This is a genomic window from Niveispirillum fermenti, from assembly GCF_052474395.1.
The window spans coordinates 64,350-78,576 of the sequence record NZ_CP156679.1 but is presented as its reverse complement, the minus strand read 5'-3'; the positions used below and the strand labels follow the sequence as shown (position 1 = coordinate 78,576).

Annotated in this window: 12 protein-coding genes; 4 read left to right on the top strand and 8 right to left on the bottom strand. The window is 65.8% G+C overall.

What is annotated here, in order from left to right; all coding sequences use genetic code 11:
- Window positions 1-69: 69 nt before the first annotated feature.
- The 3 genes from ABC728_RS04800 to ABC728_RS04790 are packed head-to-tail and all read right to left on the bottom strand — an operon-like array spanning window position 70 to window position 1,924.
- Window positions 70-783: an ATP-binding protein gene (locus tag ABC728_RS04800; RefSeq protein WP_416620704.1), complete on the bottom strand. Its 714-nt coding sequence runs from the start codon at window positions 781-783 to the stop codon at window positions 70-72.
- A 17-nt stretch (window positions 784-800) separates the two neighbouring features.
- Window positions 801-1,370, bottom strand: coding sequence for a hypothetical protein (locus ABC728_RS04795; protein WP_416620705.1), 570 nt, complete (start codon window positions 1,368-1,370; stop codon window positions 801-803).
- Window positions 1,367-1,924: a hypothetical protein gene (locus ABC728_RS04790; protein ID WP_416620706.1), complete on the bottom strand. Its 558-nt coding sequence runs from the start codon at window positions 1,922-1,924 to the stop codon at window positions 1,367-1,369. Before ABC728_RS04790 ends, ABC728_RS04795 begins: the two co-directional genes overlap by 4 nt.
- A 196-nt stretch (window positions 1,925-2,120) precedes the next feature.
- Between ABC728_RS04790 and pepN the strand changes: the two genes are divergently transcribed.
- Complete coding sequence (pepN, locus tag ABC728_RS04785; protein ID WP_416620707.1) at window positions 2,121-4,772, top strand: aminopeptidase N; 2,652 nt, start codon at window positions 2,121-2,123, stop codon at window positions 4,770-4,772.
- Between the two features lie 109 nt (window positions 4,773-4,881).
- Here the strand turns inward: pepN and tnpC are convergent, their stop codons facing one another.
- The gene (gene tnpC / locus ABC728_RS04780; RefSeq protein ID WP_445376368.1) at window positions 4,882-6,267 is read right to left on the bottom strand and encodes an IS66 family transposase; all 1,386 of its coding nucleotides are present in this window, start codon (window positions 6,265-6,267) and stop codon (window positions 4,882-4,884) included.
- Window positions 6,268-6,466: 199 nt separating this feature from the next.
- Here tnpC and ABC728_RS04775 point away from each other — a divergent pair, with 199 nt between their 5' ends.
- Window positions 6,467-8,206: a cation:proton antiporter domain-containing protein gene (locus ABC728_RS04775; RefSeq protein ID WP_416621502.1), complete on the top strand. Its 1,740-nt coding sequence runs from the start codon at window positions 6,467-6,469 to the stop codon at window positions 8,204-8,206.
- Window positions 8,207-8,275: 69 nt separating this feature from the next.
- On the opposite strand, the gene ABC728_RS04770 is transcribed toward ABC728_RS04775, so the two are convergent.
- The 3 genes from ABC728_RS04770 to ABC728_RS04760 form a co-directional block, all read right to left on the bottom strand.
- Window positions 8,276-8,875 (bottom strand): ATP-dependent Clp protease proteolytic subunit, encoded by a 600-nt coding sequence (locus ABC728_RS04770; RefSeq protein ID WP_445376410.1) that lies wholly within the window; start codon window positions 8,873-8,875, stop codon window positions 8,276-8,278.
- A gap of 124 nt (window positions 8,876-8,999) precedes the next feature.
- Window positions 9,000-10,496, bottom strand: a complete 1,497-nt coding sequence (locus ABC728_RS04765) for an aldehyde dehydrogenase (RefSeq protein ID WP_416621504.1) — start codon at window positions 10,494-10,496, stop codon at window positions 9,000-9,002.
- 118 nt (window positions 10,497-10,614) lie between these two features.
- On the bottom strand, window positions 10,615-12,246 hold the full coding sequence (locus ABC728_RS04760) for a methyl-accepting chemotaxis protein (RefSeq protein ID WP_445376367.1): 1,632 nt from the start codon (window positions 12,244-12,246) through the stop codon (window positions 10,615-10,617).
- Window positions 12,247-12,475: 229 nt separating this feature from the next.
- On the opposite strand from ABC728_RS04760, the gene ABC728_RS04755 reads away from it, so the two are divergent.
- Entirely contained in the window at window positions 12,476-12,745 is a 270-nt protein-coding gene (locus tag ABC728_RS04755; RefSeq protein WP_416621506.1) for a helix-turn-helix domain-containing protein, read from the top strand.
- Window positions 12,746-13,009: 264 nt separating this feature from the next.
- The gene (locus tag ABC728_RS04750; RefSeq protein ID WP_416621507.1) at window positions 13,010-13,885 is read left to right on the top strand and encodes an EamA family transporter; all 876 of its coding nucleotides are present in this window, start codon (window positions 13,010-13,012) and stop codon (window positions 13,883-13,885) included.
- Here ABC728_RS04750 and ABC728_RS04745 read toward each other — a convergent pair whose 3' ends face one another.
- Window positions 13,886-14,224 carry a plastocyanin/azurin family copper-binding protein gene (locus ABC728_RS04745; protein WP_416621508.1) on the bottom strand — a complete coding sequence of 113 codons (339 nt, stop codon included), beginning with the start codon at window positions 14,222-14,224 and terminating at the stop codon, window positions 13,886-13,888.
- Window positions 14,225-14,227 lie beyond the last annotated feature (3 nt).

The following is a 14,227-nucleotide window of genomic DNA, read 5'->3' as shown; positions in this document are numbered from 1 at the left end:
CCCGACCACCCGCCGGGGCGGGTGTCATGGTCAGATGGCCCCGACCACCCGCCAGGGCGGGTGTCATGGTCAGATGGCAAAGACCAGCGTGGCCGTGCGCCCGCCATCGGTGACCGTCAGGCCGGACGACATCACCCGCATGATCTCCAGCCCCCGACCCGACTTCGCCTCCACATTGACGGGGGGTCGGATGGCGGCGGGGTCGTATCCGGCCCCCTGGTCACTGATGCTGATATGCAGCAAGCCGTCGGCCAGCCAGACGAAGACATCGATGCGCCGGGCCGCCCGCTCGGGATCGGCCAGGGTTGCCGTCAGGCGCTGGCAGAAGGCATCGAACTGCCGGGGGTCATCGACCAGGGAACCGCCCATGGCCAGGTTCCCATGCAGGACGGCATTGATGATCGCCTCGTGCAGCGACAATTCCACATCATGGCGCAGCGCCGCCGGCAGCATGCCGCGGGCCAGCAGTCCCTCGCAAATCTGGGCGGCGGTATCCAGCGTCCAGGCCAGCCGCGTGGTCATGGAGATCAGCAGCCGTCCACCGTCCAGTGCCGCACGCAACGCCCCCACGGGCAGGGTTCCGGGCGGCCCCTGTTCCACGATGGCGGCACTATTCCCGCGCAAAGCCGTCACCAGCTCGACCGCCGCCCCCTCCGCCGTCACCCGGACCCGGGCGGCGTCGGGGATGGTGGCACCGGGCCGCGCTAAGGGCAGGCCCAGTTCCACTGCGATTCGGCTGCGTTCCGCCTCGTCTAGCGTGTCACCGGCCACCTGGAAATCCATCTTCCCCCCGCCTTCTGTCATGCGCCGCGCCCGGATGGGTCTACCGCGACCGACCCGCCGCCGTCATCCGTCAGATCGACGATGGCTGGTGCGCCAATGATGAAACCATCACCGGGCCGATACTGCGTCCCGACCCGCAGGGCCAGATCATCGCCCGAGCGTGCGAATCCGTACAGCCTCTTTCCGTCGGCCCAGCCGCCACCCGACTGGCGGCCCGCAGCGAGGGCGGGATTTGTGACCAGAACGGACCAGAGCCGGTCGAATCGCTGCCACTCGCCATCGATCATGGTCACCGTGCGGCGGGGCTGGGCCCGCAGCCGCTCGATGCGGCCTTCTGCCGTGGCGATGACACTGGTCATCAGGCTGATATGGTGGTCCGCCTCATCCAGCGCCTGACGAATCGCCGTCTCCTCCCGCTTGGCATGGCGCAGGGCGGCGGCAACCATGTTCTTCTCGTCCACCGCGCGGGACAGCTTGCGCTCCGTGGTGCGGATGACGCGCATGATGCGGCGGGCCGCCATGACCAGGGCCGATCCGGCGATGGCCAGGGCGAACAGGTTGGTCAGGTTCATCCAGGTAACCATCATGGCCGCGCCGCCGTGCTGCCGGCCGATGCGAAATCCAGGATCATGAACCCGTCATCGGCGGGAAAGGCCGCCGACAGCATCTGACGCGCCACCCGCTCGGCGGGTGCCCAGACGCGGATATTGTTGCCGTAACGCCAGATGACGGGGGCGCTGTCGAAGTCACGCGCCGACTGGTCGGCCAGGCGCCGATTGGCAAGCCTGGCCGTGAACAACTGATCGGCCACGCCCTGCTGGCCCCGTTCGTGCCAGACCTCCACCCGCTCACGCTCCACGGCAGCCAGGGTCATCTCCAGCCGGCTCAACTGCGATTTCATGCGGAAACGCTCGGCATTGCGCCGGTCGCGGTGGGCGGCCTGAACGCGGTTCGTCTCCCGCAGCCGGGCCAGGGCCACCTGCCCTTCGGCGATCTCGCGCCGTATCTTCTGATGGTCGGCGACCCATTCATAGATGTCGGGGATCACCACCCGCAGCATTTCCAGGATCACGGCGGCGACCAGACTGGCCGCGGCGGTGGACAGGATCACGACGTCGGCCGCCGACAATTCCAGATACATTGCACCTCCCGCCTGCCCGCGCGAATTGCGGTCCCTCCGATGGGGTACAATGATAGGGTGGTTGTATGAAAGTGCGTGTTAAATTTTTCACCCCTCGTGACCGCCGATGCCCTATCCTGCCCGGCAATCGCGCGGGGGGGCCGCGCGGGGGGGCGGAGACCGCCTCCGCGCCCTCTGACATTTAGGGATGCTGGTCATGGACAAGGGTTCGCCGAAGGCCATCCTGTTGAAGGATTATGTCGCCCCGGCCTGGTGGATCGATACGGTCGATCTGTCGTTCGATCTGCATGAGGGGGAGACGATCGTCACCGCCCGTCTGGGCATCCGCCGCAACCATGAAGTGCCGCGCGGCCCGCTCGTGCTGGACGGACAGGAGCTGGAGCTGCTGTCTGTCGCCGTCGGCAGCCGGCCGCTGGGACCCGATGATTATGCCTGCACCCCCGACCACCTGACCCTGAACGACCTGCCGGACGACGGGGCGGTGGTGGAGATGGTGACCCGCATCCACCCGGAAAGCAACACGGCGCTGGAAGGGCTATACAAATCCTCGGGCAATTACTGCACCCAGTGCGAGGCGGAGGGTTTTCGCAAGATCACCTATTTCCAGGACCGTCCCGATGTGATGGCGACGTACCGCGTGCGGGTGGAGGCGAACCGGCAGGCCTATCCCGTGCTGCTGTCGAACGGCAATCTGGTGGACCAGGGGGATGCGGCGGACGGCCGCCATTGGGCCCTTTGGGAGGACCCCTGGCCCAAGCCCTGCTACCTGTTCGCGCTGGTGGCCGGCAAGCTGGTCCATATCGAGGACCGGTACCGCACCCGGTCCGGCCGCGACGTCGCGCTGCGCATCTATGTGGAGCCGGGGAACGAGGACAAGTGCGGCCACGCCATGGAAAGCCTGATCAAGTCCATGCGCTGGGACGAGGAGGCCTATGGCCTGGAATATGATCTGGACATTTTCAACATCGTAGCCGTCGGCGATTTCAACATGGGCGCCATGGAGAACAAGTCGCTCAACATCTTCAACACGAAATACATCCTGGCCCGCCCCGACACGGCCACCGATACCGATTTCCTGGGCATCGAGACCGTGGTGGCGCATGAATATTTCCATAATTGGACAGGCAACCGCGTCACCTGCCGCGACTGGTTCCAGCTTTCGCTGAAGGAAGGGCTGACCGTTTTCCGCGACCAGCAGTTCAGCGCGGACATGAATTCGGCCCCCGTGAAGCGCATCCAGGACGTGACGCGGCTACGTCAGGTGCAGTTCGCAGAGGATGCGGGCCCCACGGCCCATCCCGTGCGACCCGAAAGCTATATCGAGATCAACAACTTCTACACGCCCACGGTTTACGAGAAGGGGGCGGAGGTCCTGCGCATGTACCATACGCTGCTGGGCGCGGCGGGTTATCGGCGCGGTATCGACCTCTATTTTGCCCGCCATGACGGTCAGGCCGTGACGACGGATGATTTCCTGGCCGCCATGCGCGACGCGAACCCCGACAGGGCCGTCGACTGGGATCAGTTCCGCCGCTGGTATGCCCAGGCCGGCACGCCCGCCGTCAGCGGGGAAGGCACCTATGACGCACCGTCGCGCACCTACCGCCTGACCCTGCGCCAGACCCTGGCCCCCACGCCCGGCCAGCCGGATAAGCGGCCCATGCTGATCCCCGTTTCCATGGGGCTGGTCGGCCCCGATGGCCGCGACCTGCCGCTGAAGCTGGCCGGGGAGGACGAGGCCGTGACGGGCACCCGCGTCCTGGCCCTGCGGGAGGCGGAGCAGGACTTCACCTTCACCGGCGTGGCGGCGTCCCCCGTGCCGTCGCTGTTCCGCGGCTTTTCCGCGCCGGTCAAGCTGAGCTTCGACTATACGGATGCCGACCTGACATTCCTGATGGCCCATGACAGCGACCCGTTCAACCGGTGGGAAGCGGGGCAGACGCTGGCGGCCCGCCTGCTGCTGGGCCTGGTGGCCGATCGGGCGGCCGGCCACGACATGATCGTGCCGGCCAGCTTCGTCGACGCCATCGGCCAGACGCTGAGCCGGGCGGGCGAGGACCCGGCCTTCACGGCCCTGGCGCTGACCCTGCCGTCGGAGAACTATCTGGGCCAGTTGATGGGCGTGATCGATGTGGATGGTATCCATGCCGCGCGCGAACTGGTCCGCGGCACGATAGGCCGCAGCCATCGCGCTTCATTGCTGGCCACCTATCACGGCAATGCCGGGCAGGGCGCGTTCAGCGTCAGCCCCGAAGCCATCGGCCGTCGCGCCGTGAAGAATGCCGCGCTGGCCTATCTGATGGCGGCCGGGGACGGGGAAGGCCGGGCACTGGCGCTGGCGCAGTACCGCACGGCCACGGGCATGACGGACGTGATCGCCGCGCTGGCCCTGATCGCAGACAGCGACATGCCGGAACGGGCCGACGCCCTCTCCGCCTTCGCCGCCAAATGGCGGCAGGAGCCGCTGGTCATGGATAAATGGTTCATGATCCAGGCCACCTCGGCTCGCCCCGAGACGCTGGCCGAAGTGAGGGCGCTGCTGTCGCACCCCGGCTTCAACATCCGCAATCCGAACAAGGTCTATGCGCTGATCGGCGCGTTCACGGGCAATGCCGTGGCCTTCCACGCCGCGGGCGGGGCCGGTTACGAATTCCTGGCCGACCGCGTGATCGAGCTGAACCGCCTGAACCCGCAGGTGGCCAGCCGCATGGCCAAGGCCTTCGCCCGCTGGCGCAATTATGATGCGGAACGGCAGGCCGCCGCCAAGGTGGCGCTGGAACGGGTGGCCCATACGCCGGACCTGTCGCGCGACGTGTACGAGATCGTCTCCCGCAGCCTGGAAGGCTGATATTCTTTGATTTCCACCGGGGTCCGACGCCACATGGTGTCGGACCCCTTGCGACTGTGCACCCGGCCGGAACATGGGTAATTGCTCACGTGGCTGGCGGCGGGAGGTTTCAGGCGAGGGCGAAGTTGCCGTCGATGAGCGCGCGAATGGCGTTCCAGGGGGACTGGCCATGCAAGCGAGCGGTTCCGGTGACGGATCGGTAACCGGCATGAATGCCGGGCCCCCAGGTTGATCGGAAGCCGTTGGTGACCTTGCGGAAGATGACGGAAGGTCGGATTTCCCGTTCGCTGCCGTTGTTGGTTGGGGGGACGCGGCGGTCGTCGAGGAAGACAAAGAACTTGCCGCGCCACGCTTTGATCTGGCGTTGCAGGTCGCGGCCGGCGGGATGGGCGGCGGGAACGCCGAGCAGGGCATCGAGGCCGCGGTCGGCCCTGGCGGCGTAGGCTTTGAGCGTGCTATCCTTCAAGGTGGGGCGTCGCTTGCCGATGCGGATGGCCCAGCGCAGATGGTCACGGATTTTGGGGGCGGTGACGGTGTCGCCGCAGTCGATGGCGTACTGGACATCGCGCAGGACATGGGCGAGGCAGACCTGGTGGGCGCGGGCGAGTTCCTGCTGCCCGGCATAGCGATCCGACACCCAGACCTCGGGCCGATGATCGCCGAGAAGCTGGGCTGCCACGCTCCGGGCCCGGCTGGGGACAATGTCGTGCAGCACCGCCTTGTCGGAATGGAAGACCCATTGCCACTGGGTGACGCCGTTCACCCGCGTGGTGGTTTCATCGGACGCGATGACCGGCGCCGTCAGCAGCCTGGCCTTGATCGCCGCGCGAGCCGTGTCGAACGTTGCCCCCATCCGCCGGAAGCTGTTGGCGATGGCGCCTTCGGAGATGGTCAGCCCGAACAGTTCCTTCAGCATCCGCGACAGACGCTCGAAGCCGACGTGATGGCTGTGGTGAAGGTAGGCGAGCAGCGAGCGGATCCCCGGCCCGAACGGCGTGCCCGGCGGCATCATGGCCGGAGCTTCGGCCCGGTAGCGCCGCCCGCAGTCGCCGCAGCGCCCACCGAACAGTTCCACCCGCGTCACCACCGGGCGGATGACGGGAAGGTCGATGTGGTCGTAGCGGTGTCGGCAGCGCTGGGGCAGCCCTGAGGCCGCCATCCCGCAATGGGGGCAGATCGCGGCCAGGCACCGTTCCGTCTTGTCCGGCTCCTCGGCCAGCGGGCGCGATACGCCAGAACGGGACAGGCGCGGCTTGTGCCGGCGCTTGGCCACCGCCTTCGAGCCGGGGCGGCCGGGGCGGCCGGGGCGGCCGGGGCGGCCGGGACCGTCCTGCGACGGCGGAGTGTGGGAATTCAACGAATTCTTGCGCGGCTTGCCGACCAGCGCCTCCAGTTCCTTGATCCGCGCGGCCAAGCGCTCGATCAACGCCGCCTGCTCCAAAAGCAGGGCGTCCTTCTCGGCTTCACTCAGACGGTAGCGCGACCGCTCTTCCATCCGAACGTTGACTCATATCCAACGAGCGCGCGCAACTCATTTCGCCAGCCCCGTGAGCAGTTACGAACATGGTGCCGGATCGCCACACGGATATCCTCTATACGCAAGATATAGGCCGGCCACCGGCTTTTTTCCGTGGCCGCCGTGACGCCAGCCCGCATACTGCTGCCCAATCACTTTCGTCCGCAGGAATATTTGCGTGCCGCACGAAGCCAATCTTCTCGTGACATTGTCGGTCGCCTTCGTTCTTGCCTTCGCCTTCGGCCTAGCAGCCGACCGGTTGAGGTTGCCGCCCCTGGTGGGCTATCTTCTGGCCGGGGTGCTGGTCGGCCCCTTCACGCCGGGTTTCGTGGCCGATGGCGACCTGGCCATCGAACTGGCCGAAATGGGCGTTATCCTGCTGATGTTCGGTGTCGGCCTGCATTTCTCCACGGCCGACCTGATGGCCGTGAAGGGCATCGCCATCCCGGGTGCCGTGGCTCAGATCGCCATCGCAACCCTGATGGGGGTAGGGCTGGCCGAGTTCTGGGGCTGGGGCCTTGGCGCAGGGCTTGTACTGGGGCTCAGCCTGTCGGTGGCCAGCACCGTGGTGCTGCTGAAAGCGCTCGAGGAGCGGAACCTGCTGCAGACGCCCAACGGGCGGGTGGCCGTCGGCTGGCTGATCGTGGAGGATCTGGCCATGGTCGTGGCGCTGGTGCTGCTGCCGGCCACGGCGGGCCTGCTGGGCGGACAGGGCATGGGCGACGGGGTGCAGGACGGGTCCGTGGCCCTGACGCTGGCCATCACGCTGGGCAAGGTCGCCATCTTCGCCGCGCTGGCCCTGCTTCTGGGGCCGCGCGTGGTGCCGTGGCTGCTGACCCAGGTGGCCCGCACCGGCTCGCGGGAACTCTTCACGCTGGCCGTCCTGGCCGCCGCCCTGGGCATCGCCTACGGGTCGGCCCATGTCTTCGGCGTGTCCTTCGCGCTGGGCGCCTTCTTCGCGGGTGTCGTGCTGAGCGAAAGCCGTTTCAGCCATAAGGCCGCGGCCGACAGCATGCCCCTGCAGGACGCCTTTTCCGTCATCTTCTTCGTGTCGGTCGGCATGCTGTTCGACCCGTCGATCCTGCTGCGGGAGCCGCTGGCTGTCGCCGCCGTGTTGCTAACCATCATCGTCGGCAAGTCCCTGGTGGCGTTCGGCATCGTCCTGCTGCTGGGCTATCCCGTCGCGTCGGGCCTGATGGTGTCGGCCAGCCTGGCGCAGATCGGCGAGTTCTCCTTCATCCTGGCGGGAATGGGCGTGGCCCTGGGCCTCCTGCCCGAGGAAGGGCGCGACCTGGTGCTGGCCGGCGCGCTCCTGTCCATCACCTTGAACCCCCTGGTCTTCGCCGCGGTGGAAAAGGTGGCCGTCAGACGCAAGACCCAGCGGGGACAGGCATCATCCTATGGACAGGAAAAGTTCCGGAAACTGACGCAGGAGGTCAACCGTGTCCGCGACAAGATGGCCGAACGGGAAAAGGCTCACAGCCTGCAGGTTCGCAAGCTGGTGGAAACCTTCCCCGTGCTGGCGCAACTGGACATGGCGGAACTGGACCGGCTGCTGCTGATGTTCCGGCCGGGATCGGCGACACCGGGGGCCCGCGTGATCCGCAATGGCGACCGCGCCGACAGCATGTATTTCATCGCCTCCGGCGCCGTGGAGGTGCAGTTGCCAGACCGCACCACCTTCCGCCTGGAGACCGGCAGCTTCTTCGGGGAGATGGCGCTGCTCAGCGGCAACCGCCGCAATGCCGACGTCACCGCCGTGGATTACTGCCAGTTCCTGGTGCTGGACCGGCGCGACTTCAACCAGTTCACCCGCCAGCATGGGGAGGTGCGGGCCGCCATCCTGGAAATGGCCAACCAGCGCCGCCGGTTGAACGCCGCCGCCAAGGCGACCGGGGCCGCCGCGGAAAGTGCCTGACCCGGAAATGAAAATGGGGGCGGACCCGGACGGCCCGTCCCCATTTCAGGTCACCACCGTAGCCCGGCCCTACCTGAAGGCGTCCGCATTCTCGATGATGTGGCTGACGATGCCATATTCCCTGGCCTCTTCCGCCGACATCCAGAAATTACGGTCGGTATCGACGGCAACCCGTTCCACAGGCTGGCCCGTCTCCCGCGCGATCTCTTCATTGATGCGCTTGCGCATCTTGATGATTTCCTTCGCTTCGATCGCGATGTCGGTAGCGGGGCCACCCACGCCGCCGGCCGGCTGGTGGATCATGAAGCGCGTGTTGGGCAGGCAGAACCGGTCCTGCTTGGCGGCACCCAGGAAGATGTGCGCACCGGCCGAGGCCACCCAGCCCGTGCCCAGCACCAGGACCCGCGGCTTCACGAAGCGGATCATGTCATGGATCGTGTCGCCGGATTCGACGTGCCCGCCGGGAGAGTTGATGATGAGCTTGATCGGCTCGTCATTCTCGGCGGCCAGCCCCAGAAGCTGGGCCGTCACGGCCTGAGCGACCTTCTGGTTGATCTCGCCGAACAGCAGGATGGTGCGGGCCTTGAACAGGTTCTGCGCCACGTTCGGCGGCGTCTTCGCCTTTTCGTCCTGGGTATCGGACCCCGGCTTTTCGTCCTCAAGACGCATCGGATTGACGAGCAAGGCGGCACTCCTGGTTGGGTAACTCGATCTCATGTTCTGACCTAGCGGGAAATCGGTCGCGGTTCAACAGGTCATTGGCGGCACGACGGCCGGAAGGGCCCGCCGCCTGTTATGAAAGGTCGATCCACACGCTTTTCAAGTCCGTGTACTTCTCCATCGCATGCAGGCTCTTGTCGCGGCCGAAGCCGGACTGTTTGAAACCGCCGAACGGCGTCGTGATATCACCCGCATCGAAGCAGTTGATCCAGACGCTGCCGGCCTTGATTGTGCGGGCGGCCTTCATGGCAACGGAGATGTCGCGGGTCCAGATGGCCGAGGCCAGGCCATAGATCGTGTCATTGGCGATGCGAAAGGCCTCTTCCGTGGTCTTGAAGGTGAGGGTCGACAGGACGGGCCCGAAAATCTCCTCCCGCGCGATGGTCATGGAACTGTCCACGCCGTCGAACAGGGTCGGCTCGATGTAGAAGCCGCCCGTATCGGTGCGCGCCGCATTGCCGCCCAGGCGCAGCGCCGCCCCCTCCGCCGTGCCCTTGGCGATGTAGGACAGAACGCGCTCGTGCTGGCGGGCATCAACCATGGCGCCCATGGTGGTGGCCGGGTCCAGCGGGTCACCGGGCTGCCAGCGCCGGGAATGGTGGATGACGCGCTCCAGGAACTCGTCCTTGATGCTTTCATGCACCAGCAGGCGGGAGCCGGCATTGCACACCTCCCCCTGGTTGAAGAAGATGCCACCCGCGGCGTTTGCCGCCGCCTTGTCCAGGTCGGCGGCATCCGGCATGATGATATGCGGCGTCTTGCCGCCGCATTCCAGCGACACGCGCTTCAGGTTGCTTTCCCCCGAATAGCGCATGAAAAATTTGCCCACCTCCGTCGATCCGGTGAAGGCAAGCATGTCCACATCCATGTGCCGGCCAATGGCCTGGCCCGCCGTCTCCCCGAAGCCCGGCACGACATTCAGCACCCCCTTCGGCACGCCGGCCTCATCGGCCAGCTCGGCCAGGCGCAGGGCGGTCAGCGGCGATTGCTCGGCCGGCTTCAGCACGACGGAATTGCCCGTGGCCAGGGCCGGCGCCAGCTTCCAGACCGCCATCATCAGGGGGAAGTTCCAGGGCACGACGACACCGATCACGCCCAGCGGCTCCCGCAGGATCAGCGACATGGCATCGGGCCCGCTGGGACCGACCTGGTCATAGAGCTTGTCGATCGCCTCCGCGTAATACTGCACGCAGCGGGCAGACAGCGGCACGTCGATGGACCGGCTGTCGCGGATGGGCTTGCCCATGTCCAGCGTCTCCAGCAGGGCCAGCTCGTCGGCATTCTCCTCGATCAGGCGGGCAAGCTTCAGCAGCACGGCCTTGCGCTTGCGCGGGTGGGCATCGCGCCACACGCCGCTTTCAAAGGCCCGCCGCGCGGCGGCGACGGCACGGTCCACATCCTGCACGTCGCATTCGGCGACGCGCGTCAGCACCTTGCCGTCCCGCGGGCTGATACAGTCGAACTGCTTGCCGCTGGCGGCGGGCACGAAGGCCCCGTCGATGAAGGCCTGGGTGCGGAAACTCAGCCGCGCGGCGCGGTCCTGCCAGTCGGTGGCGGATAGGGCGTCCATGGGATCGTTCCTTGGCAATGGCATCCGGCGCGGGCGGATGGCCCGCTGTCAGGCGCCAGAGTGCCCGGCCCCGCGACAGGCGGCAACCCCCCAAAAGGCGCCGCCCGTCCGGATGCCGTCAGGCCGCCCGCACCTCTGCCAGGAAGCGGTCGACCTCCACCCGCAGCCGGTCGGCCTCCCGCGACAATTCACCGGCAGCGCCCAGCAACTGGTTCGCGGCCTGGCCCGTATTCTGCGCCGTCTCATCGACAACGCTGATGTTGGTGGCGATCTCCTGCGTGCCGACGGCCGCCTGCTGCACATTGCGGGCGATTTCGCGCGTGGCCGCGTCCTGCTGCTCCACCGCCGCCGCAATCGCCGTGGCGATCTCGTTGATCTCCCCGATCGTGTGCGTCACCTCCACCGTGGCCGACACCGCGCTGTTGGTGGCCTGCTGCATGGAGGCGATGCGGGAGGCGATGTCGTCCGTGGCCTTGGCAGTCTGCGTGGCAAGCGACTTCACCTCCGACGCCACGACGGCAAAACCCTTGCCGGCTTCCCCGGCGCGGGCTGCCTCGATGGTGGCGTTCAGCGCCAGCAGGTTGGTCTGGCTGGCAATGTCGGCGATCAACTGCACGACGGTCCCGATGGCATTGGCCTCCGAAGCCAGGGCCTGGATGGTGCGGTTGGTTTCCTCCGCCCTTTCGGTGGCCGTGCGGGAGATGGTGGCGGCCGAGCCGACCTGCCGCGTGATCTCGCCGATGGACCCTGTCATTTCCTCCGCCGAGGCGGCGACGGTCTGGACATTGGCCGAGGTCTGGCCGGTGGAGGCCGCGACCATGCCGGTCTGGTTGCGCGTCGTTTCCGCCATGCCCGACAGGTCGCGGGCATTGCCCTGAAGCTGCGTGGCGGCCGACGCCACCTGCGACACCACCGAGGAGACGCTGCTTTCGAACTGGTCGGCCATCTGGTGCAGGGCACGGCGGCGGTCCGCGGCGGCCTGCTTTTCCGCTTCCTCCATCTGCTCCCGCATGCGGCGTGACTCCAATGCGTTCTGCCGGAACTGCTCCAGTCCCGTTGCCAGCCGCCCGACCTCGTCCCCCCGGTCCAGGCCCGGCACGGACAGGGCCAGATCACCCCTGGCCACCTTGTCCATGGCGTCGGTCACGGCACCCAGCGGCCGCGTGATGGTGATGATCGCCACATAGAGCGACAGGGCAACGGACAGCAGCGACCCGATCCCCGCCACCAGCAGCATGGAATAGGTGGCCGCATCGACATTGGCGGCGGCAGCGGCAGCGCCATCGTCTATCGCCTTACGAATATTGTCCGTCAGCGCGATATTGGCGTCACGCAGCCCTTCCATCCGCGGATCGAAGGACCGCATCACCAGATCCTCGGCATCCTGACCGCGGCCGGCCGTGGCCAGGGGCATGATCTTGTCGAATTCGGCTCGCAATCCTGCCAGTTGCTGTTCAAGCGCCTGGATATCCCGGCTCCAGCGCGGCAGGCGGGCGCGCATTTCAGCATAATCGGCGGCGGCCTGATTGAAATCGGTAACAGCATCACGGGCGGCGGACGCCACATGTTCCGTACCGCTCAGCAGCACTGCCTTGTATGTATGCCTTCCGATCGCAATAACCGTCCGGTTAGTACGGGCGAGATTGACCATCACGGCAACCTCATCTTTGATAAGGGAAGAATATTCACTGTTTCCATGGGCCATGTTTCGTTGGCCAATGAAGAATATGACACCAGACAGCAAGATCATAACGGAGATTATTGCCAGTATCCTGACACTTATCCGTATATCGACAACACGAAACATACAAACCCCCTACAGATGTTCACTGTTCCCCGGCACCAGTATCAACAATTTTAGACTTGTTTTGCCTTTCTCCAGGCTGATCGGCCCCACTTTGCCGAGCAATATCGGTTTTTTCAATATCGGATTTTTCGATTTATCAGCGCTCGGATAACATGACGCCCGGAGGAAGGCAGTGTGGATTGCGCCGCGAGAGCATTGTCTGGTCGGGGAATGCCTGGAGAGCGCCAGAAAAGGCGCGCATGTGACACAACAGGAACTTGCATCACGCCTGGGCAAGCCTCAATCTTTCATATCATCGTATGAGAATGGGCAACGCCGGGTCGATGTTCTGGAGTTCCTGACCATTCTGCATGTGCTGAACCAGGATGCACTGCCCGTTTTCATGGAAATCCGCCGGCGTTTCCTGCCGGCAACGGATGAAAAACCTTCACCCTATCCATAATTACAGTCCCCGGTGAGTACAGTTCACCGGGAAACAGTGTAATATCAAGCTGCGCTGCGCGCCCATGCGCGCGTAAGCCAAAGCCGCCGGATGGCGGCGCCCGGCATCGGGGATACATTGATCAGCACCATAGGTTCTGATCAATGCAGATGCGTATATGGCGCGATGCTGCCGGCAAGCCGATTGTCATGCCGACATGTTTTGCATTGCCGCAAGGCCGGGTCCGGTGTCTCCATCGCAAAATCCACAACCGACGTGACCGCCATGCGCCCCAGCCACATCGCCCTCGCCTTTCTGGTCGCCATCATCTGGGGCGTCAATTTCGTCTCCATCAAGCTGGCGCTGACCGGCTTCCCGCCCATCCTGCTGACGGCGTTGCGTTTTGCCCTGGCGGCACTGCCCGCCCTGTTCATCGCCCGACCGGCGGGGATCGGCTGGAAGCAGCTTGCCACCGTATCGACCTTCCTGTTCACGGGCCATTACGTCTTCCTGTTCATGGGTATCGACCAGGGGATGGCACCGGGTCTGGCCTCCATCGTGCTGCAATGCCAGGCCTTCATGACCATGCTGATCGCGGCAGGCATGCTGGGGGAACGGCCGCGGCCCCAGCAATTGCTGGGGGCCGGCGTGGCCGGCGTGGGTCTTCTGGTCACGGCCACCACGGTGGGCCTGGATGTGACCTGGATCGGCTTCGGGCTGACCCTTCTGGCCGCGGCAAGCTGGGCGATGGGCAATGTGCTGATGCGGCAATTGCCGCCCAGCCCCACCCTGCCGCTGATGGTCTGGCTGTCGGTCGTGCCGCCCCTGCCCGTGTTCACCCTGTCGCTGCTGTTCGAAGGGCCGGAACGAGTGGCCGCGGCGCTGACGGGGGTCACCTGGACGGCCGGGCTGGCCCTGCTCTACATCGTGGTGCTGTCCACCCTGGTCGGTTTCGGCATCTGGGGCATGCTGCTGCGGGAATACAAGGCCAGCCTGGTGGCCCCCTTCTCCCTGCTGGTGCCGGTCACCGGCACCGTGGCGGCCCATTTTGCTTTTGGCGAGACCTTCGGCCCCATGCGTCTGACCGGCATGGCGCTGCTGTTCGCCGGGATCGTCATCACCATCCTGCCGTGGCGGAAGGTGCGGCCGGCGGTGGCGTGATCATGGCTCCACCAGCACCTTTGCCCGCATCTTGGGATGGATACGGCACTGGATGATGAACTCGCCCGGCGCGGTGAAGGTCACCGGCGTTTCCGTGTCGGGGTCCTGCAGCCCGATATCAAAGACGCCGTTCATGCTGGGCGAATAGACATTGTGGCCGAACGGATCCTCGTTCCGGAAGATGACCTGATCACCCACCTTGATGGTGACCGACCGGGGAGCGAAAGCGATGTCCCGCTGGGCGATCACCATGGGTGCCTGGGCGCCACCGGATCCCGTCAGCATGCCCAGGGCCACCAACGGGACAAGCGCGAAGACGCGGTTGCGCCGACCGACCATCAA